Annotated in this window: 27 protein-coding genes; 9 read left to right on the top strand and 18 right to left on the bottom strand. The window is 73.3% G+C overall.

Annotated elements, in window-relative coordinates:
• Positions 1 to 81: 81 nt before the first annotated feature.
• Positions 82 to 1,572 (top strand): alkaline phosphatase PhoX, encoded by a 1,491-nt coding sequence (locus tag ACZ3TI_RS09460; RefSeq protein ID WP_465725475.1) that lies wholly within the window; start codon positions 82 to 84, stop codon positions 1,570 to 1,572.
• Here the strand turns inward: ACZ3TI_RS09460 and ACZ3TI_RS09455 are convergent.
• Complete coding sequence (locus ACZ3TI_RS09455; protein ID WP_465725132.1) at positions 1,560 to 3,203, bottom strand: PucR family transcriptional regulator; 1,644 nt, start codon at positions 3,201 to 3,203, stop codon at positions 1,560 to 1,562. The two genes, ACZ3TI_RS09460 and ACZ3TI_RS09455, sit on opposite strands and share 13 nt — an antisense overlap.
• Before the next feature lie 145 nt (positions 3,204 to 3,348).
• Between ACZ3TI_RS09455 and ACZ3TI_RS09450 the strand changes: the two genes are divergently transcribed.
• The 4 genes from ACZ3TI_RS09450 (at position 3,349) to ACZ3TI_RS09435 (ending at position 8,099) form a co-directional block, all read left to right on the top strand.
• Positions 3,349 to 3,945, top strand: a complete 597-nt coding sequence (locus tag ACZ3TI_RS09450; protein ID WP_465725130.1) for a PadR family transcriptional regulator — start codon at positions 3,349 to 3,351, stop codon at positions 3,943 to 3,945.
• Positions 3,942 to 5,105, top strand: a complete 1,164-nt coding sequence (locus ACZ3TI_RS09445; protein WP_465725129.1) for an FAD-dependent oxidoreductase — start codon at positions 3,942 to 3,944, stop codon at positions 5,103 to 5,105. The genes ACZ3TI_RS09450 and ACZ3TI_RS09445 overlap by 4 nt, the downstream gene beginning before the upstream one ends.
• A gap of 229 nt (positions 5,106 to 5,334) precedes the next feature.
• Positions 5,335 to 6,963 (top strand): L-glutamate gamma-semialdehyde dehydrogenase, encoded by a 1,629-nt coding sequence (gene pruA, locus ACZ3TI_RS09440; protein WP_465725127.1) that lies wholly within the window; start codon positions 5,335 to 5,337, stop codon positions 6,961 to 6,963.
• A gap of 206 nt (positions 6,964 to 7,169) precedes the next feature.
• Positions 7,170 to 8,099 (top strand): proline dehydrogenase family protein, encoded by a 930-nt coding sequence (locus ACZ3TI_RS09435; protein WP_465725125.1) that lies wholly within the window; start codon positions 7,170 to 7,172, stop codon positions 8,097 to 8,099.
• Positions 8,100 to 8,164: 65 nt separating this feature from the next.
• On the opposite strand, the gene ACZ3TI_RS09430 is transcribed toward ACZ3TI_RS09435, so the two are convergent.
• Positions 8,165 to 8,758 carry a Uma2 family endonuclease gene (locus ACZ3TI_RS09430; protein ID WP_465725123.1) on the bottom strand — a complete coding sequence of 198 codons (594 nt, stop codon included), beginning with the start codon at positions 8,756 to 8,758 and terminating at the stop codon, positions 8,165 to 8,167.
• A 148-nt stretch (positions 8,759 to 8,906) separates the two neighbouring features.
• Between ACZ3TI_RS09430 and ACZ3TI_RS09425 the strand changes: the two genes are divergently transcribed.
• Entirely contained in the window at positions 8,907 to 9,599 is a 693-nt protein-coding gene (locus ACZ3TI_RS09425) for an RraA family protein (RefSeq protein ID WP_465725121.1), read from the top strand.
• A gap of 20 nt (positions 9,600 to 9,619) precedes the next feature.
• Here ACZ3TI_RS09425 and ACZ3TI_RS09420 read toward each other — a convergent pair whose 3' ends face one another.
• From ACZ3TI_RS09420 to ACZ3TI_RS09405, 4 genes are all read right to left on the bottom strand, one after another.
• On the bottom strand, positions 9,620 to 10,108 hold the full coding sequence (locus ACZ3TI_RS09420; protein ID WP_465725119.1) for a GNAT family N-acetyltransferase: 489 nt from the start codon (positions 10,106 to 10,108) through the stop codon (positions 9,620 to 9,622).
• Between the two features lie 47 nt (positions 10,109 to 10,155).
• Positions 10,156 to 10,425, bottom strand: a complete 270-nt coding sequence (locus tag ACZ3TI_RS09415) for a hypothetical protein (protein WP_465725117.1) — start codon at positions 10,423 to 10,425, stop codon at positions 10,156 to 10,158.
• 167 nt (positions 10,426 to 10,592) lie between these two features.
• The gene (locus ACZ3TI_RS09410) at positions 10,593 to 11,939 is read right to left on the bottom strand and encodes a TerD family protein (RefSeq protein WP_465725473.1); all 1,347 of its coding nucleotides are present in this window, start codon (positions 11,937 to 11,939) and stop codon (positions 10,593 to 10,595) included.
• Positions 11,940 to 12,199: 260 nt separating this feature from the next.
• Positions 12,200 to 13,372, bottom strand: coding sequence for a hypothetical protein (locus tag ACZ3TI_RS09405; protein WP_465725115.1), 1,173 nt, complete (start codon positions 13,370 to 13,372; stop codon positions 12,200 to 12,202).
• A 340-nt stretch (positions 13,373 to 13,712) separates the two neighbouring features.
• On the opposite strand from ACZ3TI_RS09405, the gene ACZ3TI_RS09400 reads away from it, so the two are divergent.
• A complete protein-coding gene (locus ACZ3TI_RS09400; RefSeq protein WP_465725113.1) occupies positions 13,713 to 14,213 on the top strand; it encodes an SsgA family sporulation/cell division regulator in 501 nt (166 codons plus the stop codon).
• 74 nt (positions 14,214 to 14,287) lie between these two features.
• Here the strand turns inward: ACZ3TI_RS09400 and ACZ3TI_RS09395 are convergent, their stop codons facing one another.
• The 3 genes from ACZ3TI_RS09395 to ACZ3TI_RS09385 form a co-directional block, all read right to left on the bottom strand.
• On the bottom strand, positions 14,288 to 15,703 hold the full coding sequence (locus tag ACZ3TI_RS09395; protein ID WP_465725111.1) for a GAF domain-containing protein: 1,416 nt from the start codon (positions 15,701 to 15,703) through the stop codon (positions 14,288 to 14,290).
• Positions 15,704 to 15,866: 163 nt separating this feature from the next.
• On the bottom strand, positions 15,867 to 17,036 hold the full coding sequence (locus ACZ3TI_RS09390; RefSeq protein ID WP_465725109.1) for a M56 family metallopeptidase: 1,170 nt from the start codon (positions 17,034 to 17,036) through the stop codon (positions 15,867 to 15,869).
• Positions 17,033 to 17,479 (bottom strand): BlaI/MecI/CopY family transcriptional regulator, encoded by a 447-nt coding sequence (locus ACZ3TI_RS09385; RefSeq protein ID WP_465725107.1) that lies wholly within the window; start codon positions 17,477 to 17,479, stop codon positions 17,033 to 17,035. The genes ACZ3TI_RS09390 and ACZ3TI_RS09385 overlap by 4 nt, the downstream gene beginning before the upstream one ends.
• 423 nt (positions 17,480 to 17,902) lie before the next feature.
• Here ACZ3TI_RS09385 and ACZ3TI_RS09380 point away from each other — a divergent pair, with 423 nt between their 5' ends.
• Both ACZ3TI_RS09380 and ACZ3TI_RS09375 read left to right on the top strand, forming a co-directional pair.
• A complete protein-coding gene (locus ACZ3TI_RS09380) occupies positions 17,903 to 18,571 on the top strand; it encodes a phosphatase PAP2 family protein (protein ID WP_465725105.1) in 669 nt (222 codons plus the stop codon).
• A 159-nt stretch (positions 18,572 to 18,730) separates the two neighbouring features.
• Complete coding sequence (locus tag ACZ3TI_RS09375) at positions 18,731 to 19,246, top strand: pyridoxamine 5'-phosphate oxidase family protein (protein WP_465725103.1); 516 nt, start codon at positions 18,731 to 18,733, stop codon at positions 19,244 to 19,246.
• 65 nt (positions 19,247 to 19,311) lie between these two features.
• On the opposite strand, the gene ACZ3TI_RS09370 is transcribed toward ACZ3TI_RS09375, so the two are convergent.
• The 9 genes from ACZ3TI_RS09370 to ACZ3TI_RS09330 all read right to left on the bottom strand — a co-directional run bounded on the left by ACZ3TI_RS09370 (position 19,312) and on the right by ACZ3TI_RS09330 (position 25,829).
• A complete protein-coding gene (locus ACZ3TI_RS09370) occupies positions 19,312 to 19,605 on the bottom strand; it encodes a hypothetical protein (protein ID WP_465725101.1) in 294 nt (97 codons plus the stop codon).
• A gap of 25 nt (positions 19,606 to 19,630) precedes the next feature.
• The gene (locus ACZ3TI_RS09365; protein ID WP_465725099.1) at positions 19,631 to 20,215 is read right to left on the bottom strand and encodes a hypothetical protein; all 585 of its coding nucleotides are present in this window, start codon (positions 20,213 to 20,215) and stop codon (positions 19,631 to 19,633) included.
• Complete coding sequence (locus ACZ3TI_RS09360; protein WP_465725098.1) at positions 20,212 to 21,798, bottom strand: WXG100-like domain-containing protein; 1,587 nt, start codon at positions 21,796 to 21,798, stop codon at positions 20,212 to 20,214. The genes ACZ3TI_RS09365 and ACZ3TI_RS09360 overlap by 4 nt, the downstream gene beginning before the upstream one ends.
• 30 nt (positions 21,799 to 21,828) lie before the next feature.
• The gene (locus ACZ3TI_RS09355) at positions 21,829 to 22,158 is read right to left on the bottom strand and encodes a WXG100 family type VII secretion target (RefSeq protein ID WP_465725096.1); all 330 of its coding nucleotides are present in this window, start codon (positions 22,156 to 22,158) and stop codon (positions 21,829 to 21,831) included.
• A gap of 144 nt (positions 22,159 to 22,302) precedes the next feature.
• Positions 22,303 to 22,905, bottom strand: a complete 603-nt coding sequence (locus ACZ3TI_RS09350) for a hypothetical protein (protein ID WP_465725094.1) — start codon at positions 22,903 to 22,905, stop codon at positions 22,303 to 22,305.
• On the bottom strand, positions 22,902 to 23,573 hold the full coding sequence (locus ACZ3TI_RS09345) for a hypothetical protein (protein WP_465725092.1): 672 nt from the start codon (positions 23,571 to 23,573) through the stop codon (positions 22,902 to 22,904). Before ACZ3TI_RS09345 ends, ACZ3TI_RS09350 begins: the two co-directional genes overlap by 4 nt.
• Positions 23,563 to 24,885: a WXG100 family type VII secretion target gene (locus ACZ3TI_RS09340; protein WP_465725090.1), complete on the bottom strand. Its 1,323-nt coding sequence runs from the start codon at positions 24,883 to 24,885 to the stop codon at positions 23,563 to 23,565. Before ACZ3TI_RS09340 ends, ACZ3TI_RS09345 begins: the two co-directional genes overlap by 11 nt.
• Positions 24,882 to 25,178, bottom strand: a complete 297-nt coding sequence (locus ACZ3TI_RS09335) for a hypothetical protein (RefSeq protein WP_465725088.1) — start codon at positions 25,176 to 25,178, stop codon at positions 24,882 to 24,884. Before ACZ3TI_RS09335 ends, ACZ3TI_RS09340 begins: the two co-directional genes overlap by 4 nt.
• A 159-nt stretch (positions 25,179 to 25,337) precedes the next feature.
• On the bottom strand, positions 25,338 to 25,829 hold the full coding sequence (locus tag ACZ3TI_RS09330; protein WP_465725087.1) for a hypothetical protein: 492 nt from the start codon (positions 25,827 to 25,829) through the stop codon (positions 25,338 to 25,340).
• Between the last annotated feature and the right edge of the window lie 44 nt (positions 25,830 to 25,873).

Genomic DNA, 25,873 nt, shown 5'->3' with positions numbered 1-25,873 from the left:
CTGGGTTCACCCGTCCGGCGGAGCCTGCTGGGCGTCGGCATCCCGCCCCGACGCCCGCTCATCCCCTCAGGAGTTGCTGCCATGTCGCTGTCCCGCCGGGACTTCGTCAACCGTTCCACCGTCGTCGGGGCCGGCGTGCTGATCGCCGGCAGCGCCGAGGCCCTGGCCAGCGCCCCCGGTGCGATCGCCGCCCCGGTCGGTGGCGAGGCCCCGGTCGCCGCGGCCGCCGGGACCAACGCGGCCGGCGGCACCGCCGTCGGCTACGGCCCGCTGGTGCAGGACCCGGCCGGGCTGCTGTCCCTGCCGAAGGGCTTCGCGTACCAGGTCCTGAACCGGGCCGGCGTCACCAAGCTGCGCACCGGCGAGTTCACCCCGAGCAACCACGACGGCACCTCCGCCTTCGAGGACGAGCACGGCGGCAACTACATGGTCGTCAACCACGAGCTGTCCGGCGCGCGCGACAAGTGGCCGCACCCGGTGCCGCTGACCGAGGGCCACGTCTACGACCCGGGCGCGGCCGGCGGCTGCACCATCGTGCACGCCAAGCGGGACGGCTCGGTCGAGCAGTGGGTCGGCATCGCCGGCACCGCCACCAACTGCGCCGGCGGCATCACCCCGTGGGGTACCTGGCTGTCCGGCGAGGAGACCGAGGACAAGGCCGGCAAGAACGGCTTCACCAAGGACCACGGCTACATCTTCGAGGTCGACCCGTTCGACGACGACTACAACCGCGACCCGCAGCCGGTCAAGGCCTTCGGCCGCTACGCGCACGAGGCCGTGGTCGTGGACCCGAAGCGCGGCCAGGTCTACCTGACCGAGGACGCCTCGAACCCGAACGGCCTGCTGTTCCGCTGGACCCCGCCGGCCGGCTTCAAGCACGGCCGCTACCAGCTCCGCAAGCTGGCCGCCGACGCCGGTGTGCTGGAGGCCTTCAAGGTCTTCGACGCGCAGGGCAAGTTCGTCGACGACCTCTCCCGCGCCACCAAGGTCGGCACCACCTACGGCGTGGACTGGGTCAAGGTCCAGGACCGCGACGCCAAGACCGTGTCCGTCCGCAAGCAGTTCAAGGACGGCGAGGTCAGCCGCGCCCGCAAGCTGGAGGGCATGTGGTGGGGTGACGGCGGCTTCTACTTCGTCTCCAGCTACGCCCGCTCGGAGAGCCCGCTGCAGCACGACGGCCAGGTGTGGTTCTACAACCCGGCCCGCCGCACCATCACCCTGAAGGTCCTGCTGGGCGTCAACGCCGACGTCTGGGGCGACCACGACAACTACGACGGCCCGGACAACATCACCGTCTCGCCGTACGGCGGCATCGTGATCTGCGAGGACGGCGAGGGCGTCTCGCACCTGTTCGGCGCCACCGAGGACGGGCTGGTCTACCCGATCGCCCGCAACGAGCTGAACATCGGCACCGCCGAGAAGCCCGAGTTCAGCGAGTTCACCGGGGTGACCTTCTCGGACGACGGCAAGACCCTGTTCGCCAACATCCAGACCCCGGGCATCCAGCTGGCGATCACCGGCCCGTGGCGGCGGCTGAACGAGCACAAGCGCGGCCAGGGCTACGGCGAGTGACCCTCGGAGCGTGACGGGCTGCCCGCGGACCACTCGTCCGCGGGCAGCCGCAGTTGCAGCATCGCCAGCAGCCGCTGCTGCGGCTGGGTGAGGTCGATGCCGGTCAACTGCTCGGCGCGGCGCACCCGGTAGCGCAGGGTGTTGGGGTGGATGTGCAGGGCGTCCGCGGCCACCCGGACCTCGCCGAGCGCGTCCAGCCAGGCCAGCACCGACTCGGCGAGCCGGGTGCCGTGCCGGCGGTCGTACTCGGTGAGCGCGGTGAGCCGCGGGTCGCGCAGCCCGGTGCGCTCCTGCAGCAGCGCGACCATCTCGCTGACCAGCACCTCCGCCTGGACGTCGATCAGCGCCGCGACGTCGAGGTCCACCCCGCCGCGGCCCATCGCGTCCAGGATGCGGTCCGCCTGCGCGCGGGAGTCGGGCACCTGGGCGAGGCCGCCGACGGTCGAGCCGATCGCGGCGCGCAGCGGGACGCCGAGGTGCTCCCGGGCGGCCGCCACCACCTCGGACGCCCAGCCGCGCACGGTGGCCATCGGCAGACCGGGCGGCAGCTCGGGCAGCAGCACGTACACCCGGGACTCGATCGGTGCGAGCAGCGCGGTGCGGTGCCGGGCGGCGGTGTGCACCGAGATCAGGCCGGTGACGTCGGAGCGGTGCAGCGCCTCGGTGGTGTGCGCGCCGTACGCCAGCACGGTGGCCGGGCGGCGCAGGTCCAGGCCGAGGTGGGTGGCGAGCGACTGGGGGCCGGTGGAGCCCTCCAGCAGGCCGGTGAGCAGGGTCTGGGTGAGCCGGACGTCGGCGGACAGCTCCCGGCGGCGGCGCACCAGTTGGGCGGCCGCGACCCGGGCGGCGCCGACCAGCGCCTGTTCGGCCAGCGGGGCCAGTGGCTGCGCGCCCTCCTGCACCCAGATGGTGCCGAGCGGCTGCGCCCCGGCCCGGATGCCGACGGCCAGGCGGCGGCGCAGGCCGAGCTCGGGGTGCGGCTCGACCGCGATCGGGGCGTCCGAGCTGCGCAGGTGCTGGAAGATGCCCCACTCGCGGAGCTTGGACAGGTACGGCTCCGGGCCCTGCCAGCCGAGGATGGAGAGCCGGCGCAGGTCGTCGACCTCGTCGGAGTCGGAGGAGCGGGAGTAGGCCAGCACCCGGCTGGAGGTGTCCTCGATCGAGACGATGCCGTTGGTGAGCACGGCGACGGTCTGGGCGAGGGAGAAGAGGTCGCCCGCGTTGGGCTCGGGGGCGCCGGGCGCGTCCGGGGCGTCCGGCCCGGCGATGATCGCGCGGGCCAGCGAGTCGAGGTGCTCCCAGCGGGTCTCCCGGCGCACCGAGAGCAGGGCGACGCCCGCGTCGGTGGCGGCCTCGCGCAGCGCGTCGGCCTGGCCGGGGCCGTCCAGCTTGACCGCCACCGCGGCCGCGCCGGCCCGGCCGGCCGCGCGCAAGGCGGGGAGGGCGGCGCGGCCGCGGGCTCCGATCGCGAGGACGAGCTCGCCGGGGGCGGCGGTCGGCGGGTCCTCCGGGTCGAGGATGGCGACGTCGCGGACCGGGACGTCCAGGCCCAGCGGTGCGGCCTGCAGCTCGACCAGCGGTTCGCCGAGGGACATCAGCAGTTGACGGAGCGGCAGGCCGGGTGTGGTCACTCGGGCCTCCTTCATCCGCTCGGACAACGCCGTGTGGTTGATTTTAGCCGGGCGGACAGAGTTCTGGTTCGTCACTCCTGAATAGTTGATTCCGACTATTCGATGTCGGATAGTCGGTACTGACCAAGTGATGAGGATCGTTCTCATGGCGAAGCGACGCAAGGTGTCGAACCCGCTGGCCCTCGCGGTCCTGGCCGAACTCGGAGCCGAGCCCATGCACCCGTACGAGATGGGGCGCCGGCTCAAGGAGCACGGCAAGGACCGCAACATCAAGTACAACCGCAGCTCGCTCTACATGGTCGTCGAGCAGCTGCGGAAGGCCGGGTTCGTCGCCGAGCAGGAGACCGTCCGCGACACCCAGCGACCGGAGCGCACCGTCTACGCCCTCACGCCCGAGGGGCAGGCGGAGCTGCTCGACTGGATGCGCGAATGGATCGCGGAACCGCAGGAGGAGTACCCGGCCTTCGGGGTTGCGCTCTGCCTGCTGGTGGTGCTCCCGACCGAGGAGGCGGCCGACCTGCTCGGCCGGCGGCTGGAGGCGCTGGACGCGCGGATCGACGCCTCGCGCGCCCAGTTGCACAAGGCCGCCGCGATGGACGTCCATCCGATGTTCGTCATCGAGGAGGAGTACGCCCTCGCGCTGCTGCAAGCCGAGCGCCGCTACACCGAGAACCTCATCGGAAAGATCGGGGACCCGGAGTTCAACCGGACCCTGCGGGAATTCATGAGGAGCCTGGAATGAGCACCGACGGCACCAACGGCACCAACGGCACCAACGGCACCAACGGCACCAACGGCACCAACGGAACCACCGGCACCGCCCGGGTCGTCCGGAAGGCCCTGGTCATCGGCGGCGGCATCGCCGGACCGGTGATGGCCCTGGCGCTGCGCCGGGCCGGCATCGAGGCGGAGGTCTTCGAGGCCTACGAGACCTCCGCCGAGGGCGTCGGCGGGACCTTCATGGTCGCGCCGAACGGGCTCGCCGCGCTGGCCGCCGTCGGCCTGGCGGAGCAGGTCGGCGGGGTCGGCCAGCCGATCCGGCTGATGGTCATGGAGGACGGCAAGGGCGGCGCCTTCGCCGAGCTGCCCGCCGGCGGCCGGGCGATGCGGCGCGCCGAACTGTACGCGGTGCTCCAGCAGCGGCTGAGCGAGGAGGGCCTCCCCGTCCGGTACGGAAAGCGACTGGTCGGTGTCGCGGAGGGCCCGACCCGCGTCACGGCCCGCTTCGCCGACGGCAGCACCGCCGAGGGCGACCTGCTGATCGGCACCGACGGCACCCGCTCCGTGGTCCGCGAGCTGATCGACCCGGCCGCGCCCGGCCCGCAGTACACCGGTCTGATCGGCGTCGGCGGATACAGCGCGCACCGGCTGGACGGGGTGCGCGGGCGCGGTGAGTCCGTTCACTTCGCGCAGGGCGGGCGGGCGTTCTTCGGCTTCTGGGCCCTGCCGGACGGTGCCGGGACGGCCTGGTTCAGCAACATCCCGCAGCCCGAGCAGCTCACCGCGGAGCAGGCGCGCGGGGTCTCCCGGCAGGACTGGCTGGCGCTGGCGCGCGAGCTGCACGCCGAGGACCTGCCCGCCCGGGACATCCTGGCGGAGGCGGACGCCGCGACCGTCGAGGTCTTCCCGCGGTTGGAGATCATGCCCTCCGTGCCGCACTGGTACCGGGACCGGCTGGTGCTGGTCGGCGACTCGGTGCACGCCCCGTCCAACAGCTCCGGCCAGGGGGTCTCGCTGGCCGTCGAGAGCGCGGTCGAACTGGCCCGCTGCCTGGAGTCGCACCCCGACCTGCCGAGCGCCCTCGCGGCCTACGAGGCGGCCCGGCGGCCCGCCGTCGAGGCGGTCGCCGCGAAGGCGGCGGTCGTCAACAGCCAGAAGGCGAGCGCCGGGGAGGGGATCTGACGGGCGGTGCGCGCCGCCGCGTCAGCGCCGCCGTGGAACGCCGCGGTGGAACGGGGGCCGCCGTGACCGTGGCGTGACCCGCTTCGTCGGCGCGGACAACGCCGTACGGGGGAATTTAGCCGCCCGGCCAATCAAGTGGCCCGGTGGCCAGGAATAGCGTTCGTGCTGTGGCCGGCGTGCGACCCGCGCCGGCAAACCCCCCGCATCAACGAAGGAGAGCGTGCGCTTCATGGACGCTGTGACCCAGGTCCCCGCGCCGGTGAACGAGCCGGTCCACAGCTACGCCCCCGGGAGCCCGGAACGGGCCCGTCTGGAGGCCAAGCTGAAGGAGCTGGGCGGCCAGGAGCCGGTCCAGCTGACCATGACGATCAACGGTGAGCGCCGGATGGGCGGCGGCACCGAGATCCACGTCGTCCAGCCGCACAACCACGCGGCTCGGCTCGGCACCCTGCGCAACGCCACCCAGGCCGACGCGCAGGACGCCATCGACGCTGCCCTGGCCGCTGCTCCGGCCTGGCAGGCGCTCTCCTTCGACTCCCGCGCCGCGATCTTCCTCAAGGCCGCCGACCTGCTGGCCGGCCCCTGGCGCGAGACCCTGGCCGCCGCCACCATGCTCGGCCAGTCCAAGACCGCCCAGCAGGCCGAGATCGACACCCCCTGCGAGCTGGTCGACTTCCTGCGCTTCAACGTGCACTTCGCCCGCCAGATCATGGCCGAGCAGCCGATCTCCTCGGACGGCGTGTGGAACCGCAGCGACCACCGCCCGCTGGAGGGCTTCGTCTACGCGATCACCCCGTTCAACTTCACCGCGATCGCCGGCAACCTGCCGACCGCGCCCGCGCTGATGGGCAACGTGGTGCTGTGGAAGCCGTCCCCGACCCAGCAGTTCTCCGCGCACCTGCTGATGCAGCTGCTGGAGGAGGCCGGCCTCCCCAAGGGCGTCATCAACATGGTCACCGGTGACGGCCTCGCCGTCTCCGAGGTCGCGCTGAAGCACCCGGCGCTGGCCGGCATCCACTTCACCGGCTCCACCGCCACCTTCCAGCACCTGTGGCGCGAGGTCGGCACCAACATCGCCGGCTACCGCACCTACCCGCGGATCGTCGGCGAGACCGGCGGCAAGGACTTCCTGGTCGCCCACCCGTCGGCGGACCCGAAGGTCCTGAAGACCGCGATGACCCGCGGCGCCTTCGAGTTCCAGGGCCAGAAGTGCTCGGCGCTCTCCCGCGCCTACGTCCCCGCCTCGCTGTGGGCCGGCCTCAAGGACGAGTTCGCCGCCGAGGTCGACGGCCTCACCATGGGCGACGTCAGCGACCTGTCGAACTTCATGTCGGCCGTCATCGACGAGCGCTCCTTCGCCAAGAACAAGGCCGCCATCGACCGCGCCCGGGCGGACGCCTCCGTGGAGGTCCTCGCCGGCGGCACCTACGACGACTCCGTCGGCTACTTCGTCCGCCCGACCGTCCTGGTCTGCCAGGACCCGGCGAGCGAGTACTTCAAGGACGAGTACTTCGGCCCGATCCTCGCCGTGTACGTCTACGAGGACGAGAAGTACGAGGAGATGCTGGCCCAGATGGAGTCGGTGTCGGCGTACGGCCTGACCGGCTCGATCATCGCCCAGGACCGTGCGGCGGCCCAGGACGCGATGCACAAGCTGCGCTTCGCGGCCGGCAACTTCTACATCAACGACAAGCCGACCGGCGCCGTCGTCGGCCAGCAGCCCTTCGGCGGCGGCCGGGCCTCCGGCACCAACGACAAGGCCGGTGCCAAGCAGAACCTGGCGCGCTGGACCTCGACCCGCTCGGTCAAGGAGACCTTCGTCCCGCCGACGGACTACCGCTACCCGCACATGGGCTGACCTGCCCTGTCGCCGACCGTTCCGCTGTAGAAGCCACCGGTCACCCGCGACGCCCGGCCCCGCAGCCGGGCGTCGCCCGCCGGGGCGGCGTCCCACCCGTCGCCCGCCGCCACCCTTCTTGGGACGCGCTGCGCGCGACACCTCCGGTGTGCCCGCCGCCCCGGCCCCTTCTGCCACCCTTGGAAACACCAGCTCCAGGAGTCACGATGCTCCGTTCCGCCCTTCTCGCGGCCTCCCGGTCCCCGCAGGTCCGCACCGTGGTCGAGAAGTTCCCCCCGACCCACGCGATAGTCGAGCGCTTCGTCGCGGGCGAGGCCCTCGACGACGCGGTCACCGCCTGCGACGACCTGGTCGCCACCGGCCGCAAGGTCACCCTGGACCACCTCGGTGAGGACACCCAGGACGCCTCCCAGGCCGCCGGCACCGCCGAGGCCTACGAGCACCTGCTCAAGGCCCTCAAGGAGACCGGCCTGGCGGCCGGCGCCGAGGTGTCGGTGAAGCTGTCGGCCGTCGGCCAGTTCCTCCCGGTGGACGGCGAGAAGATCGCGCTGGAGAACGCCCGCCGCATCTGCGAGGCCGCCGCGGACGCGGGCACCACGGTGACCCTCGACATGGAGGACCACACCACCACCGACTCCACCCTCTCCATCGCGCGCGAGCTGCGGGCCGACTTCCCCTGGCTGGGCGTCGTGCTGCAGGCCTACCTGCGCCGCACCGAGGCCGACTGCCGCGAGTTCTCCGGCGACGGCTCCCGCGTGCGCCTGTGCAAGGGCGCCTACAAGGAGCCCGAGTCGGTCGCCTTCCAGGGCAAGCGCGAGGTCGACCTCGCGTACGTCCGCGCGCTGAAGATCCTGATGGCGGGCGAGGGCTACCCGATGATCGCCTCGCACGACCCCAACATGATCAAGATCGCCGGTCAGCTGGCCGAGTGGAACAACCGCACCCGGGACTCCTTCGAGTACCAGATGCTGTACGGCATCCGCCCCGAGGAGCAGCTGCGCCTCGCCGGCGAGGGCAACACCATGCGCGTGTACCTCCCGTACGGCCAGGAGTGGTACGGCTACTTCATGCGCCGCCTCGCCGAGCGCCCGGCCAACCTGACCTTCTTCCTGCGCGCCATGGCCACCCGCGGCTGACGCGCTCCGCATGCCGAACGGCTCGTACCCCCTGTGTGGGAGGGGGTGCGGGCCGTTTCGCGTTCCTAGAGGAAGTCCTTCGTGTCCAGCTCGAACGCGAAGGGGACGGGCAGAGCGAGGGGGTCGCCGAAGGCGGCGAGGTGCACCTCGGTGTACTCCTCGCGGTGCGGGCTGCTGAACAAGCTGACCTGGGACTTTTCCCGGTCGATGAGGAGATAGAGCGGGATGCCGGCGCGGGCGTAGCAGTGCCGTTTGGTGATGCGGTCCTGATCGGGCTTGCCCGACGTGACCTCGGCGACCATGGCCACGCCGTCCGGCTCCATCCATGGCGGGGCGCCGCGGAAGAGGCGGAGTTCTCGCGGTGCGAACGTCGCGTCCGGGATGACGTGGTTCTTCGGGCAGAGGCCGCCGCTGATCAGGCGAAGACCCTTGCCGCCGGACACCTGCATGTGGACCTTGGACTTGGCTTTCACTTGATCGATGAGCAGGTCGATGTAGTCCTCGTGATCGCCGTCCGGCGGTGGTGCCACGATGATCTCTCCCTCGATGAGCTCGGCTCGGAAGCCTTCGGGGGAGTGCAGGCTCAGGAAGCTCTCCAGCAGGATGTCGGCCTGCGATGGGGAGTCCGTGATCGGTTGCTCATGCGCCACAGCACTCATGATGCCCCTCCTTCAGATGGCCGTCACGCTAATCGTCGTGTGACCGGGTTATGCCGTGTACGGCTGGGTTTCACTCGATGGTGCGAGTTTGAGACCCGGCATAGGATCCGGAACTGGTGAACTGGGCGTTCGTTGGGAGGAGTTGGGGATGCTGAAGTGGTTCGAGGGGCTGTCGACGCCGGTGGTGGCGGATGCGTGTGTGCGGGTGGGGGTGGGGCTCAGGGCGGCGCCGGTGGGGGTGGCCGGGGTGGCTGCCGGGAACCGGGTGGCCGGGCGGGTGCTGCCGGTGCGGCACTACGGGAGTGTGGACGTGTTCCTGGAGGCGTACGGGACCGCCCGGGACGGGGACGTGCTGGTGATCGACAACGGCGGGCGGACGGACGAGGCCTGCATCGGGGACCTCGCGGTGCTGGAGGCGCGCGCCGCCGGGGTGGCCGGGATCGTGGTGTGGGGGCTGCACCGGGACACCCCCGAGCTGCTGGAGATCGGGCTGCCGGTGTTCAGCTACGGTGCGCTGCCGCTCGGGCCGACGAGGCTGGACGGGCGGGAGCCGGAGGCACTGCTGTCGGCACGGGTCGGGCCGCACGCGGTGACCGCCGAGGACGTGGTGTTCGCCGACGCGGACGGGGTGCTGTTCGTTCCGGCCGACCGGGTCGAGGAGGTGCTGGAGACGGCCGCCGCGATCGCCCGCACCGAGCGCGCGCAGGCCGAGCGGATCGCCGCCGGTGACACGCTGCGCAGGCAGACCGCCTTCGACGAGTACCTGGAGCGCCGCGCCGCCCACCCGGCATACAGCTTCCGGCAGCACCTGCGGCGGGTCGGTGGGGCGATCGAGGAGTAGTCGGGGAAAGGTCGAGTCCCTTACAGCGGGCGGTACATGACGTGCAGGCCGACGTAACCGTCGACGGGGTGGCGGAAGGCCCCGGGGACGGTGCCGACGATTTCGAAGCCGAGTGACTCGTAGAGCTTCACGGCGCGGTGGTTGTTGGCGACCACCGCGTTGAACTGCATGGCGCGGAAGCCGGTTCGGCGGGCCCAGTCGAGGGTGTACTCGACCAGGGCCCGCCCGGTGCCCTTGCCGTGGTGGGCCGGGTCGACCATGTAGCTGGCGCTGGCGACGTGCGAGCCGTTGCCCGGGCGGTTGCGGTTCATGGTGGCGGTGCCGACGATCCGTCCGTCGTCGTCCACCGCGACCACCGTGCGGTCGGGGGCGGAGAGCAGCCACCACTCCGCGCCGAGCTCGGAGGGCATGTCGAGGGGGTACGGGAAGGTCTCGCCGGCGGCGACGATCTGCTGGAAGAACGGCCAGATGGCCGGCCAGTCCTCGGGGGTGGCTTCGCGGATGAGCATCCGGACAGGATGCCCGGGGGCGGCCGGCGCGGCCACTGGTTTTCGGTTCAGCCGAGGAGGGCGGACCCGACCTGGCCGGCGGCGAAGGCCTGGCCGTGGGCGTTGGGGTGGATGACGGCGTACCTGAGGGGGATGACGCTGGTGAGCACGCCGTCGAGCCAGTGGTCGGTGTCGCAGACGCTGTGGCCGGCGGAGTCGGGGTAGAGGTCGACGAAGGTGTCGTGGTGGCGGGCGGTCTGCGCGCCGATGACCCCGTTGAGGGGTTCGAGGACGGCGGCGGCGCCGGCGACGGCGAGGCGGGACAGGAGGCGTGGCACGGTCTCTCCTCAGCGAGTGCGCGAGGGAGAGTGCGATTCACCCCCCTGAGAGTCAATCGAGCCGGTGTCCGGACGACTTGATGCCTCACGGGGGTGAATTCGCGGGCGCGGGTGTGACGGGGACGCCCCGCCCTACGGCCGCGTGACGGCTACGGCAGAGCGACGGGCTACAGCAGTGCGGCGGCGGGCTCGATCATCGCCCGGGCGGTTTTGCCGTCGACGTACTCGCCGAGCGCCGTCATCTCCCACTCGCCGCCGGGGCGGCGGACCAGCTTGCACATCACCACGCCGGTGCGCGGCTCGGAGTGGGTGAGGTCGAAGCGGACCAGTTCCTCGTTGGTACGGGCGTCCAGGAGGCGGCAGTAGGCGTTCTTGACGTCGGTGAACTTCTGGCCGGAGAAGGAGTTGACGACGAAGACCAGTCCGTGGACCTCGGCCGGCAGGCCCTCCAGGTGGACGGTGATCAGCTCGTCGTCACCGTCGCCGCCGCCGGTGAGGTTGTCGCCGGAGTGGGCGATGGCGCCGTTGAAGATGTTCAGCTTCATGAACCAGGCCGTCTCCAGCCGCTTGTGGCGGTCGTCGAAGGCGAGGCAGGAGGCGTCCAGGTCGACGCTGCGGCCGCGGGCGGCGGGCTCCCAGCCGAGGGCCATCCGGACCGACGACAGGAAGGGGCGGCCGTTCTTGACCAGGGAGACGGAGCTGCCCTTGACCAGATTGACCCGGCCCTTGTCCAGGGTGACCTTGGCGGGTGCGGCGGGTGCGGCGGGTGCGGCGGGTGCGGCGGGTGTGGCGGGTGCGGCGGGTGCGGCGGGTGCGGCGGGTGCCGGGGGAGCGGCGGGCGGCGCGGGCAGGGTCGGGGGCAGCTCGTGGGAGCCGGTGGCGAGGGCGATCCGCGGATCGACCGGCGCGGCGGGCGGGGCCGTCGGAGGGGTCGGCGGCACGGGCGGGGCGACGGGGGTCGGCGGAGCCGGCGGGGTGCTCGGGTCGGGGGCCGGGGCGGCCTGGGCGGCCGGGGCCGGGGAGTCGTCGACGCTGACCCCGAAGTCGGTGGCGATGCCCGCCAGCCCGTCGGCGTAGCCCTGGCCGACCGCGCGCACCTTCCAGGAGCCGTTGCGCAGGTAGACCTCGACCACGATGAGCGCGGTCTCCAGGCCCAGCCGGGGCGGGGTGAAGGTGACCAGGACCTCGCCGGTGTCGGCGTCGCGGACGGTGGCGGTGGGCTCCGTCCCGGCGAAGGTGGAGACCTGGTCGGCGGGGCTGGCGGTGACCACGATCTTGGTGATGCCCGCCGGGACGGCCCGGGTGTCGACGGTGATCGCGTCGGGAGTGCCGGCGGCGGCCGGGCGGTGGCTGACGCCGGGGCCGTTCGGGGCGTTGAAGAAGACGAAGTCGTCGTCCGAGCGCACCTTTCCGGCATCGGTCAGCAGCAGGCCGGAGACGTCCAGCGCCTTGGGCGCGGTGACCTCGACGGTCACTCGCGCGGCGGTCAGCGGTGCGTTGCCGCCTTGGGTCAGGACGGTGGGCACGGACTCCTCCTCGGGTGCGGAACGACGGCCCGGGTCGGGGGCCGCTGGGGGCGCCCGGCCGGGTGCTGCCCACAGTAACGAACGAGGGTGCGGGGATGCGCCCGTCCGGGCAGGTCAGCTGTCGGATCGTCGGACTGTCGGAACGCCGCCACGAACAGAACGTCGTCACGAACAGAACGTCGTCACAACGGATCGTCGTCACAACGGATCGTCGGAGGACGGTGGCGTGCCCGGGGCGCCCCGGGCCGTCAGCGGGGCGCGGTGGCCGGCGGTGCCGACGGGACGCCGGGCGCCGGGGGTGCGATCGGCGGCGGCGCGGCGGGCAACGGCGGGACGGGGTCGAAGCCGCCGAGCGCGGCGACCGCGCGCGGGTGGTCGAGGGCGAAGGCCGAGGCGCTCCAGCTCTCCGCCGGGGGCGACTTGCGGGCCGCGGCCGGGTCGGCGGCGGCCGGCCGGGCACCGCGTACGCCGAAGGTGTAGTGGCCCGGCCGGACGTCGGTGCCGGGCGGCGTGCTGAAGCGGTAGACCAGGGTGCCGCGCTCCTGCTGGACGGTGACCACGGCGCCGGGCAGGTCCGTCCAGGCGGTACCGGGGCCGGCCGCCGACTCGCCCGGGACGAGCCGGAATTCGGCCTGCAGCGCGGTCACCGGCTCGGTCACGGTGAGGCCGAGCTCGTGCCGCAGGCCGTCGCGGCCGGTCGGGGCGACCAGGGAGACGCCGGCCAGGGCGTGGTCGGCGCTCGGGTCCGGTGCGGTGGGGGTCGGTGTGCCCGGGGCGGTCGTGGTGGGGTCGGGCGTGGTGGACGGCGGTACGGGGCGGGTGGGCGCGGTGGGCTTGAGGCCGGGCGGGTGCGGCGACGGGCCGGTGGTGGGCTGCCCGTCGGGCGGGGTCGGGGAGGGCGAGGGCCCGACCGGAGCGGGGGTGCCCGGGGCGCCGCCCGGGTCGGTGCCGGCGAGCTGGGTGCCGGAGGACTGCCCGTCCTGCCCGGCGCCGGCGCGGCCGCCGGTCGGCTCGGCGTCCGGGTGCGCCGGGGCATGCGGAGTGACCGCGACCGGTGCCGCGCCGGAGGGGTGCGCCGACGGGTGCGCCGGTCGCCGGGCGGCGGACGGGGTGCCGGAGGCCGGGGTGGCGGTCGGGGTCCGGGCGGCGGCCGCCTCGGCCTGGTCGGTGGCGCCCGGCGTGGGCGGCGGGGTGGACCCGACCCGAGCCACACCGGCCCGACGGCCGATCCCCTGCTGCTCGTTGAGCAGGAGGGTGGTGGCGATGCTGATGCCGACGACGGTGGACATCGCCATCGCGGCACCGGAGAAGCGCAGGGTGGGCAGTCGGAACCGGCCGCCGAACGGGCGGGGCCGACCGTGTCGGCCGTGCCGCTCGGGCTCGTGCAACACGTCCTGCGCGGTGTCCTCGCGCACAGCCACCGGACCCCTCCATCCCCGAAGCCGCCGTCGCGTCGCCGTATTCTCCCACGCGCTGGCGGCGGGCCCGGCTCCGGCCGTCGCGGGCCGTTCCGCCGCGGGCCCGCGTCGGGGAGGGGGAGAGCGTACCAGCGGACGGTCATACCGTGGACGGGTTCCATCCATTTCATGGACACCCGTTCGATACACGGAAGTTGACGCTCCGTCTGGCAACCCGGGCGGGGGGTGCGGTAGGGGTCGGCCGCCCCGGACGGGGGTTGTTGCAACCCCCTTGCAACCCTTGCCCCTCCGGCACGGGGTGGCGCAGGCTGGGTCCATCCCACGCCGCCCCGGAGAGACCGTCATGCCGCCCGACCCGCTGTCCGCAGCCTCCAGTGCACCCCTCGCCGCCACCCCCACGGGCGGCGATGGGGACGGCTCCACCGCCGCTCCGGCGGCGGTGGAGGAGGTGCTGACCCTGCGGATCTCGCTGGGCGAGGAGGTGGTCGGCGAGGTGCGCACCCGCTTCCGGTTCGACGCCGCCCGCCCGTACGAGGTGCTGCTGACGTTCCACCTGGGGCGGCCGGACGAGGCCGACTGGGTGTTCTCGCGCGAGCTGCTGCGCGACGGCCTGCGTACGTTGAGCGGCCAGGGCGACGTCAAACTGTGGCCGGCGTACTGCCCGTGCCACGGTTCGACGTTGCACCTGGCGCTCGAATCCCCGCACGGCAGCGCCCTGCTGGAGGCCTCCAAGTCGAGGGTCCAGGCCTGGCTGGACCGGACCTACGCGCTGGTCTCCGAGGAGCAGGAATGCGACTGCGGCCCCACTGACGCCGACCTGGCCGCGCTGCTCGCGGACGGCTGACGGGCAACCGGTGCCGCCCCGGCGAGGCCAGGCGGTCAGGGCCGGCGGCTAGGGCCCTCTCCTTCGGGAGGGCCCTAGGCAGCGGTCGGCGGGACGGGCGGTGCGCCGGGCAGCCGCACCGCCCCCGTGGCCAGCGCGGCCCGCAGCCTCCGGACGGCCGGGGCCGAGGAGGAGGGCAGCAGGTCGTACGGGTCGTCCGGTCCGTCCACGGTGACCAGCACCGACTCGGCGATCCGGTACGGCCGGTGGGCCAGCAGCCCGCCCAGGTAGCGGCGCAGCCGGGACAGTTCGGCGCGGACCGTCACCGTCCGGCCCGCGTCGCCGAACAGCGCCTCGGCGAGCTGGGCGGCGGTGCTGCCCTCGCGTCCGGTGACGAGCAGGAGCAGCAGTTCGGCGTGGCGCGGGCTCAGCGGGTGGGACCAGCTGCCGGCCGCGCCCCGGACGGACAGCTCGGGGCGGTCCGGCCGGCGCAGGTCGAGCCGGAGCCGGGCGCCCTCGGCCTGTTCGGTACCCGCCGGGCCGGAGCCGTCCTCCGCGGGCTGCCGGACCGGGCGCACCAGCCAGCCGTCGGCGAGCGGTTCCAGCACGCACTCGCCGAGGCCGGGAACCCACTGCACGGCGGCCGGGGCCCAGCCCTCGCTGGGCACCCGGAGCCGGTTGGGCGGCGGCAGCCCCGCGGCGGCTGCCGTCCAGCCGGCCGAGTCCACCACCAGGGCCGGACCGCCGACCCGGGCGAGCATCGGCGCGGCTAGGGTGCGCAGCTGGTGCAGCGCCTCCAGCCGGTGGGCGCGCAGCTCGGTCTCGGCGAGCCGGGCGGCGGTGGCGGTGAGCTGGAGCAGGTACGGGCGGATGCTGTGCGCCGGGCCGCTCAGGTTGACGGCGCCGACCAGCTGTCCGGTGCCGGGGTCGTGCACGGGTGCGGCCACGCAGGTCCAGGAGTGGTGGCTGCGCAGGTAGTGCTCGGAGGAGTGGACGTGCATCGGGCGCCGGGCGCGCAGGGCGACCGCGATGCCGTTGGTGCCGACGCTCTCCTCGACCCAGCGGGCACCCGTGATGAAGCCGATCCGGTCGGCGCTGCGGCGCAGGCCGCGCTCGCCCTCCTGCCAGAGCACGTGGCCCTCGGCGTCGGCGATCGCGAGGATCAGCGGCAGTGCGCCGGTCGGCTCCAGCAGGGTCTGGCGCAGCACCGGCAGGACCGCGTCGAGCCCGCTGGTGCGGCGGCGCTGTTCGATCTCGGCCGGGCCGAGCAGGACGGTGGCGGCACCGGTGTCGGGGTCGAGTCCGAGCCGGCGCAGCCGGGCCCAGGAGTCGCCGATCTCGGGGCGGGGTTCGAGCAGTCCGGGGGCGCCGCCCTCCTCGGGGTGGGCCGGTCCGGTCAGCTCGCGGGCGGCGGCGTCGGCGAGGGTGCGCTCGTGCACCTTGGCCAGCTCCGCCGCGGTCGGCGGGGTGCGGCGTTCGGGTCGTCGGGACTGCCGTCCGGTCTGCCGCACTCGTTCCGCTCCTCGCCGCCGTCCGAGGTCGCGCCGGGGCCGACGCGCTGACGAAAGCGTACGGGTGAGGTGGGCCCGTGGGGATGGGGTCTGCCAACTCGGCATACCGGGCGGTACGGAAACGGCGGCCGGGGGCGTGGGCCGTCCCGGTCGTGGACGGATCTCAGTGCTGTGCGCCCGCGCCGTGCTGTGCACCCGCGCCCTGCGGTGTGCCCGTGCCGTGCTGTGCGCCCGTGCCCTGCGGTGTGCCCGTGCCGTGCTGGGCCGCTTCGACGGTGTGGTGCAGGTCGGCAGTGGCCTCCAGGGTGGCGCCGGTACTGAGGGCCAGGCAGGCCGCCAGGGCCAGGGCGACGGCCCGCCGCCGGGTGCCGGGGGTGGCGGCCGGGCGGGGCTGGAGCAGCGCGGCGACCCGGCGCGGCACCGGCCCGGAGTGGGCCGCGGGGACCAGTCGGGGCCGGTCCGGCCAGGGGGAGCGGCTCGCGGCGAGGGCGGCCCGGCCGACCGCGCGGGCGGTCACGGTGCGGTCGCCGATCCGGGCCGCCGCCACCTCGTCGGCCCAGCGCTCCAGGTGGTACCCGAGGGGCGTGCGCAGCGGGCGGAGTGCTGGGTGGATGCCGGCGGCGTATTCGGCGAGGGCAAGGAGGACGTGGTGGCGGGCGGCCAGGTGGGCGCGCTCGTGGGCGAGCAGGGCGGAGCGCTCGGGGCCGCTGAGGGCGCGCAGCATGCCGGAGGTGACCACGATCCGGCCGGGCTCGCCCGGTCGGCCGGGGCGGCGCAGGCGGCCGGGCAGGGCGAAGGCGTCGGCGCGCTCGTCGTCCAGGACGGTGAGCGGGGGCTCGGCGGGGCGCAGGAGGGCGGTGAGTGCGCGCCCGGGCCCCGGGGCGGCGGCGGGCGTGGCTCCGGCGGGCCGCCCCGGGGTGCGCGTGCGGCGCACGGTGGCGCCCGGGGGGCGCATGTCCGGATGCCGGTCACCGGGCGGGAGGGCGGCCCGGGCGGTGCGCAGCTCCAGCCGTCGGCGGTGGACCGTGCGCCCCGCCGGCACGGTGAGGAGGACGAGTGCCAGGGCGGCCGCGGCGGCGGCGAACGGGGCGTCCGGCGCGGCCGCGGTGAGCCAAGGCAGCGAGAGGTGGCCGAGCGCGGCGACCGGCGGCAGCTGGAGCAGTCCGGCGGCGGCGAGCAGCCCGAGCGAGCAGAGCGTGCCGCCGGCCAGGACGGCCGCGCTGCCCGCCAGTGTCCAGGCGGCGGCCCGCGGCGCCAGCGCCTCGGCGAGGCGGCGGGCGAGCGGGGCGGCCGGGAACGGCAGCAGCAGCGGGGCCCAGACGGCGATCATCATCGGCCGGACGCTCCCGGCCGGCCGGGCCCGGGTCGGTCGTTTTCGCTGCCGTCGGCTCCGGTGCCGGAGGTCGCGGGGCCGTCGCCGAGCAGGTCGCGCAGCAGCTGCTCGTCCTCGGCGGAGAGGTCGGAGACGAAGCGGGCCAGCACCGTGGAGCGGTCGGCCTCGCGGCCCAGCTCGGTGTGCATCCGGCGGGCGGCGAGCCCGGCGGTGTCCTGGACGGTCGGGGTGTAGGCGTACGCGCGGCCGGCCCGGGTGCGCTCGACCGTCCCCTTGTCGTGCAGCCGGGCCAGGATGGTCGCGATCGTGGTGCGGGCCAGGCCGCCGCCGAGCGCCGCCTGGACGTCCTGCGGCGTCATCGGCTGCCGGGCCGACCAGAGGGCGGCCAGCACCTCGGCCTCCAGCTCCCCGGCGGGCCGGCGGGCGGGCGGTACGTCGGACATGGCGGCGGTTCCTCCAAGTGTCGTCTACAGTAACGTAGACCGTCTACGTGACTGTAGACGGTCCGGGCGGCTCCTGTCGGCGACCTCCCGGTCCGGGCGCGTTCCGCCGTGAACCGCCCACCAACGTACGGGAGGTCCGTCGGCGCTGCTCCGGTTCCCGCGGTGACGGTGCTCGTCTGCCCCCTCCGCTCGTTCACCTTCCGGCAGGTCGGCGGCGCGGTCCGGGCGGTCGGCGTGGTGCCGGCGCGGTGCTCGCGTGCTGCTCGCGTGGTGCTCGTCGGGCTGTGGGCCCGGGGCGTCGCCACCCGGGATCGACCGATATCTGCTGCCCGTCATCGGTCTGGTAGTAGTTGTCTCCGTGCTCCCCAATGTTCTCGAACTGTTCCGCGCCCGTAAGGCGCCACGTCACGGAGGTGACGCGTGATGTCTTCCCGGGCCCTGGCCGTCTACGACGGCAGCGGTATCGACGGCAGCCTCTACACCCGGGTCAACGGGTGGGCGCAGTCGGCCCCGCACTGGCTGGATGAACTGATCAAGGTCTGGTCGGCGCTCGGACTGGGACTGTTCGCGGTCTTCATGCTCTGGGCGTGGTGGCGGGCGCGCGGCGCCGAATCCGCGGTGATGGCGAAGGTGCTGGCCTCGCCGGTGATCGTGGTCGTCGCGTACGGCGTCAACTCGGTGTTCAAGGGCCTCGTCGAGGAGATCCGGCCCTGCGCGCAGATCCCCGGCAGCGTCTCGCTGGAGACCTGCCCCGGCACCGGGGACTGGTCCTTCCCCAGCAACCACTCGGTGATCGCCTTCGCCGCCGCGGCCTCGCTCTGGTTCGTCAACCGGCGGCTCGGCTGGGTGGCCGGCCTGTTCGCGGTGCTGATGGCTGCCTCCCGGGTCTGGGTCGGTGTGCACTACCCGCACGACGTGGCGGTGGGCGCGCTGGTCGGCGCGCTGGTCGCGGTGGCGCTGGCGGCCGTCGCCGGGCGCTGCGGACCGCTGGTGGACCGGATGCGGTCCGGCGCGCTGCGGCCGGTGCTCGGGCCCGGGGAGCCGCCGTTGGTCAGCCGCGGCTACTCGCCGTACGAGGCGCAGCGGCACTGAGTCCGATCCCGCTGATTCCACCCGTTCCGCGGCCCTTGTCCGGCCGGGGTGGCGGGTAGAGCATGTGAGCCGGGTGTGGGGCCCCTCAGGGGGCGCCCGCCCGGCTCAGTCGTGCTCGGGGCGCGAGGGCGCCGGGCGTGCCAGCGGAGGGAGTGCCGAATGCCGTACAGACTCGACATCACGCAGGGGGACTGGCCGGGCGACCTGCTGCACAAGGGCGTCGAGGGCCTGCTCGCGGAGGCCATGGTGCTCACCCTCGCCACCGCCGGCCACGAGCACGGGCCGCACGCCAACCTGGCCTTCTTCGCGTACGACGACGACCTCGTCCTCTACTTCGTCAGCGAGCGCTCCACCCGGCACAGCCACCACCTCGCCGAGGAGGCCCGGGCCGCCGCCACCGTGTTCCTGCCGCCGCCCGTCTTCGGCGAGCAGCTGCGCGGGCTGCAGCTGACCGGCAGCGCGGGCGAGGCCTGGGGACGGCAGGCGGAGGCGGCACTGGCCGCGTACCAGGGGCGGTACCCGTCCTTCGCGCAGGACGAGGAGGTCCGGCGGCAGTTCCTCACCGGCGGCGGGGCGGCGGCGCTGTACCGGTTCCGGGTGGAGCAGCTGACGGCGGTGGACGAGCCGAACTTCGGCCGGCGCAACTACCTGCGGGCGCGGGTGGTGCGGGGGTAGGGCGGCGTCCGACCCCTCCCCGCGCGTCGGGTGGGCGTCATTCCGACGCCCACCGCGCGGCGGAGTCAGTCGGGCGGGAGCGGGAGCTCCGCGGCGTCGAGGAAGAGGTACGCGTGGACCTTCTCCAGATAGGCGTAAAGCTCCTCGTCCGTCTCGAAGTCGACCCAGGTGTTCTCGCAGTACTCGCCCCGGGTCACGGTCCGCTCGGCGATGGTCCGCGCGAGCCTGCGCTGCACGTCCTCGCACCAACCCGCCGATCGGATCGTTCCTTTGACGCGAGCCAGGGTGCCCGCGGCCATGTCGGCGTTCAGGTACGTCTGCAGGAAGCCGGCCAGCTCCGGGTCCATGGATTTCCTCACGGGTGTTTCCCCCGCGCGGGGGCCGTCAGCTGTGGTCGGTCGACTGCTTGCTGCGGGCCGCCAGGGCGTGGAATTCGGCCCAGCTCCTCTCGTCGAGGGCGTCGAGGGTGTCGTCGTCGAGCTCGATGACCGGGTCGGGGGAGAAGTGCGAGTGCCAAGTGCCGCGTTTGACCATCAGCATCCCGAAGTCGAGGAAGCCGTTGGCGTAGGAGAAGCCGGCACCGCCGCGTTCGTAGAGCCGGATCAGGGGTTCGAAGGGGTCGGGCAGCGGGGGCAGGACCGGGCCGGAGGAGTCACGCAGGGCGGCCCACTGGACGGCGGCCGCCGAGCACTCGACGGCGTGCCAGGAAGCGGAGGCCTCCTCGACGAAGTCCTCGATGTCCGAGACCACCGTCGGGTCGGCCCGGACGGCCGGGGCAACGACGGCCGCCAGGTCGAAGAAGGGCCATTCGTCGGTGTCCCCGTAGGCGTCGAGCCAGAGTGCGGCCCGCCGGAGGTATTCCCTCATGAGCGCCGCGCGGGAAAAGGCTTTGTCCTGCCCCTCCTGGTAGGCCGACCACTCGATGGCCTTGAGGCGGTCGACCATCAACTGAACGGAATTCGCGTTCACTTGATAATTCCTCTCGCGCGTAGTTGGGGGATGAGGGCATCGACAACGATATCAAGGTTCGAGAGGTCCGCGGCGACGCGTTCCGTGGGCGCCGTGAACCCGAAGAGCTCCCAGTGTTTGAGTGATCCGTCCGCCGACACCTCTCCCGGGTGGAAGCTCTTCGGCGCCAGACTGTGCGCTCCGAAATGCTCGGGGTGGATTTTCGGCTCGTTCCCGTTCCAGGCGTCCGGGTGGCTGCTGAGGTAGGGGAGTCCGAGTTCGAAGAGTTTGGCCTCGATGTATTCGTGGGCGAGGGCTCCGCGCAGTGCCGGAATGCTTCCTTCTTTGATGAATCCGCCGACGGCGGCGTTCCAGGGAATGGAGATCGCCGGGTCCGGTTCGAAGTGGACGTCCTTCAGGACGTTCTCCTCGCCCGGCCCCACGGGGACGTCATGCCGTTTGACCATGAGGTTGTCCTTGGCGACCTGGACGATTCGCGGATCGACGCCGGTCTCCTTGGCGACCTCGATCACGTCATCCGTTCTGGTCTTGTAGTCCTCGTAGACCTTCACGGCCTTCTTGTTCGGCGTGCCGGTCGGGTCGATGGCGTACGGCGTGCCGGAGTCCGAGAGCCACGGCTCCGGGCGGCCGTTGCTGCCGCCCTCCCAGCCGTTCGCCTCGGCGCCGGTGAAGCCGGGGCGCTTCTTCGGGCGGCTCCCGGGTGCGGCCGCGCTGCCGACGGCGCCGAGGATGAGGTCCAGGGGCATGATCGGGCCGGTCTGGAAGGCCGCGTCGTAGCCGTAGGTGAGGCCGGCGCCGGTGACCATGCGGCCGGGGAGGGAGTCGGCGGCGTTGGCGACCTTGGCCAGGCCCGCGAGGGCGACGGAGGCGTTCTCCGCGCGTCCGGCGGCGTTGGCCACGGCGCGCCCGCCGGCGCCGAGGCCGGCGCCGGCGCCGCCCATGATGCCGCCGGTCTCGGCGGAGTCGACGGCCTCCTTGAGGCTGTAGCCGCCGTCGTCGTAGAACTCGACCCGGATCGTCTGGGCGACGGCGACGTCGACGACGATGGCCTCGACGGCGCCGAAGACCACGCCGGTGAGGACGGTGGCGGCGATGGTGGCGATGGTCTCGGAGACCGCGACGCCGAGGCCGGCCGCGGTGGCGACGATGCCCGCGGTGGCGGCCCCGGCGGCGGCCTCGGAGATCCCGGCGGTGAAGAAGGCGAGGGCGGTGCCGGCGACCAGCGTGGCGCCGACGATCACCGCCTCCTCCTCCAGCTTCTTGATCGCCTTGTCCACCTCGTGGGCGAAGTCCCGCAGCGCCTTGGCGAGACTGCGGCAGGCGGCGGCGGTGTCGGGCAGCCAGCCCTTGCCCTGGCCGCCGTAGTACTGGCCCCAGAACTTGCCGAAGGCGTCGATGGCCGGGCCGTGGTTGTTCGCGACGATGGCGGCCGCGGCCTGGTTGGTGGGCGCGGTGACGTTGTCGATGGCGGTGGCCATCGCGTCCCACGCGTCGGCCACCTTGCGGAGCTTGTCGGGGTCGGCGTCGGGCCACCACATTCCGGTGAGCTTGCGGACGGCCTTCGCCGCCGTGGACTCACCCATGCCACGCCCCCGCCGGGCAGGAAGCGCCGGTCATGAGAAGTCCTTGCGGACGTGGCTGTCGGCGCCGGTGTGGTTGTCGGCGTGGGCGTGCAGTCCCGTCCCGATGCTGGTGAGCCCCTTGACCAGGACGTCGAGCGCCGAGAGCACCTTGTCGTGCGGACCGTTGTAGGCCTGCGCGAACTCGTTGCCCTGCTTGTCCCCGCCCCACGGGCTCCCGGCCGCGGTGAGGCTCTGCTTGAGCTTGTCGAGGGCTTCCTTGAGCGCCTTGCTCTGGTTGTCGAAGGTCGGCGCGGCGTCCTTCAGGTCCCCGGGCCGGAGCTTGAACTCCGGCCCACCGGCTTTCGCCCCGTCATCCGCCATGGTGCTTCCCCCGTCGGTCGTCCGTCTGACGTGCTGTTACGAAGAGCAAGGGGCGGGGCGGATGGGTTTCCGATAGTTCGTGTGATGACGGACACTTTGCCTGGGCATGGGAAAGTCTTGATCACATCGTGGTGATGGCTGAGGTCACCCCGTGGTTCGGCGCGGGCGGCCGCCGAGGTGGGCGAGGCAGAGCAGGAGGACCGCGATGGCGGCGTTGAGTCCGATGACGGACCACAGGGAGGCCGATGAGGCCGCCTCGCCCGGGAGTTTGGGGCCGACGCGTCCGGCCGGGTCCATCCGGACGGTGACGGTGTCGCCGGGCTTGAATCGCTCGGAGCCCTGGGTCAGCGGCCCGCCGGGAACGGTGGCGCCGTCCGCCGACGTGAGGGTGTAGCTCCAGGTCGTCGAACCTCGGGACGACCTGTCGGCCTTCTCGGACACCACCACGGCGTTCACCTCGCGGCCGGAGGAGAGCACCAGGTTCTGCCAGGCGTCCCCGCCCGCGGCGGTGGCCAGGACGACGGCCAGGGCCACCAGGGCCAGCGCCCCGCCGGTGTCCTTGTAACCGGGGTCGCTGCCGGGCCCCCGCAGCTTGGCCAGCCCCACCCCCGCCACCACGAGGTACAGGACCACCAGGCCGACGACGAGGGCGGTCCCGACGTAGGCGCCGGCGAGGACGATGGCGACGAACAGGCCGGTCAGGACGGCGGCGAGGGCGGCGGCCCGGCCGAGCGGGGCGGCGGTCACCCGAAGGCCCTGCGGATGCTGTCCCACTGCTCCGGCGGCAGGGCGTCGAGGCTCTCGTCGCGGGGCGGGTGGAAGGAGATGCCGCGGAAGGCGGCGGCGAGCAGCGGGAGCCACTCGTCCCAGTACTCGAGGTCCTCGGTGGTGAAGACGGCGGCGACCACGTGGGGGCTCCACGGGTGCGGGAGGAGCAGTTCGAGCTGGCGCACCGTGCTGACCGTGGACTCGGGGACGCCCCACACCGCGCCGGGCACGAGGACGTCGAGGTCGCGGGCGGCGAGCGCGGCCCGGCCGACGGGGAGGTCGACCACGCCGACGTCGGCGTCGGGCCAGGCCTCGGCCAGCTCCTCGGCGACGCGGGCGGGGTAGCTGCCCGGCGGGCCGAGGTCCTGGGGGCGAAGGAAGACGGTGAACATGCCGTGGATGGGCGAGCCGTCCTCGGCGCGGACCAGGCAGCCGGACACGTGGACGGCGCCCTCGCGCAGCCGGGCCTGCAGGGCGGTCTCGGCGGCGATGACGGCGCCGAGCTTCTGTTCGGCTCCGGTGCCGGGGTAGAGCGCGTCCAGCTGCTCGGCCGTGCGGGCCATCCGGTCGCCGAGGTCCTCGTCCAGGTCGACGGCGGTGAAGCCGGCGGGGAGGGTGAGCCAGAGGGGAGGAGTCTCAACGGCCATAGCCGGCCGCCCATCCGCTGACGCCGAGCAGGTTGCCGACGGTGGACACGGTGCCCACGACGGCGTTGGCCTTGCCGCCGCCCGCGGCGAGGCCGCCCGAGCCGAAGAGGTTGTTCACGCCGGTGGTGTAGTTGACCGCGCTGGTCAGGCCGTTGCTCGGGTTGTCCTGGGTGAGGGCGTACGCGGTCGGGGCGTTGAGCCCGGCGGTGGTGACGGCCTGGACACCGTCGGAGACGTCCATCGCGGCGGCCTTGGAGAGCCCGAGCTTGACGGCGGGCTTCTCGATCGCGGTGGTGAAGAGCGGGTTGGCCGGGTCCACCGCGCGGGCGGCGGACCGGACCTCGGTCGTCCCGGCGGTGACCGCGCCGCGCACGCCCGCCCCGGCGGCGCTCGCCTCTCGGGCGGCGGTCACGCCCTTGGCGGCGACGCCCACGCCGGGGATCGCGCCGAGGACGTCGCCGCCCAGGGTCAGCCAGTTGCCGATGTTCTTCTGCGGCGGCCACAGCTGGCCCTTGGCCGCGTACTGGGCGGCGTGCGTGCTCGCGGCGGCGGCGCTCAGCAGGATGGCGGGCAGGGCGAAGGCCGGGAAGAAGATCGCCGCGACGCCGCAGACCCCGGCCGCCACCGTGAGCAGGTCCGCGCCGTGGTTCTTCAGCCAGTTGCCGACCTTGCTGAGCCAACCCGGCTCCGGCGGGGCCTTGCTGTCGGCGGCCTTGCGGATCGCGTCGGCGGTCTTGTGGGCGTCCGACTTGTGGGTCTCGGCGAGCTCGTGGGCCTGGTTCTGCAAGCCCGTGAGGTCGTTGGCGGCGCTGGTGACCAGTGCGGCGGCCGCGTCGAGGTGGCCCTTCGCTTTGGTGTAGCGCTGTTCGGCGGCGGCGAGGGAGGCGTCGTCGGGGAAGTGTTGACCGGCCAGCTTGAGGTCGGGGGCGGCGGCCGCGGTGGCGTGGGCCTGTTCGGCCTCCGCCTTGCGCTGCTTGGCGGTGACCGCCGCGCGGGCCAACTCGACGGCCTTGGGCTGGTGTTGGGTCAGCGCCTGGTACCAGACGTCGAGCGCCTGGTAGGCGGCGGTGATGGAGTCGGCGGCGTCCTGCAGGTAGCTGGGGAGCTTGCCGAACTGGCCGGCGAAGGCCTTGGCCGCCTCGCCGGTCCACTGGCCCTGGTTGGCGGAGATCTGGGCGAGCGTGGTGTGGACGTCGGTCAGGTGCTGGCCGACCCGGCGCAGGCTTCCGCTGAGGGCGGTGACGGCGCCGGAGTCGCCGGGGGCGGGGTCGAAGCCGAGTCCGGACCAGTCGGGCGGGGTGGGCGCGGTCATGACTGCCCCGCCGGGGTGAGGGCCTTGGTGATGCTCTGCTCGGTGCCGTCGTAGCTCTGCTGCACCTTGTCCAGGCCGTCGTCGAGGATCTTGACGCACTCGCGGACCTTCTTCAGGCCGTACTCCCACTTGCTCTGGAAGTGCCCGCAGGCCTCGTCCAGGAAGTCGAAGCCGGTGCCGGTGCGACCGGCTTCCTTCAGGGCCTTGAGCCCCTGGTCGAGTTCGTCGCCACAGCCTTTGAGGTCCTGGGCCAACTTGGTGAGGAATTCGGTGCTGACCGTGAAGTCGGCCACTTTTGCCCCCGATGCGTCGTTTGTCGGACCGGGCGAGCATAACTCCCTTACGGGAGAGGGTGATCGACTCGGCGGCCGGAGGGGGCCGTTGTTACGGGACTTTTACGGGCCGTCGACGCCGTCTTGACGCCGACGGCCCCGCTCGGGAGGGACGCGGCGTCAACGGCGCCAGAAGCCGCGCTTCTTGGGGGTGACGAGCCGGACGACCGCCGCGACGAAGAGTTCGGCGACGGGGGAGGGGCCCGGGCCGTGGTTGAGGTGGCTCTCCGGGGTCCATTCGCCGAGGACGGTGCCGGGGCTGCCGTCGAAGGGGTCGAAGGCGTGTTCCAGGGTCACGTAGCGGATGGCCCGGGCGCCCTCGGGGTGGACCGCGGCGACGAAGTGGGCCTCGGTGGCGCCGGTCGGGGTGGGCAGGGTGACCAGCAGCATGCGGTGGCCGTCGACCGACAGGTGGCGGCAGTCGAGGCCGTGGGCGGGCAGGCGTTCCTCGGGCGGGAGGGTCCGGCCGAGGTCGTCCCAGATCTGGGTGACGACGGGCAGCAGGCTGCCGCCGTCCGGGGTCGGGGTGGCCACGCGCGGGCCGAACTCCAGTATCTGGCGGGCGAGCTCGCGGTGGGCGAAGCGGTAGTGATGGGGCCGGGGGTCCGTCATGGAGGACACCGTAGCGAACGGCCCGGAGCGGGAGGCCGGCCCGT

This window comes from Kitasatospora sp. NPDC023120 (genome assembly GCF_055560835.1).
This window is presented reverse-complemented; position numbering and strand designations above follow the sequence as displayed.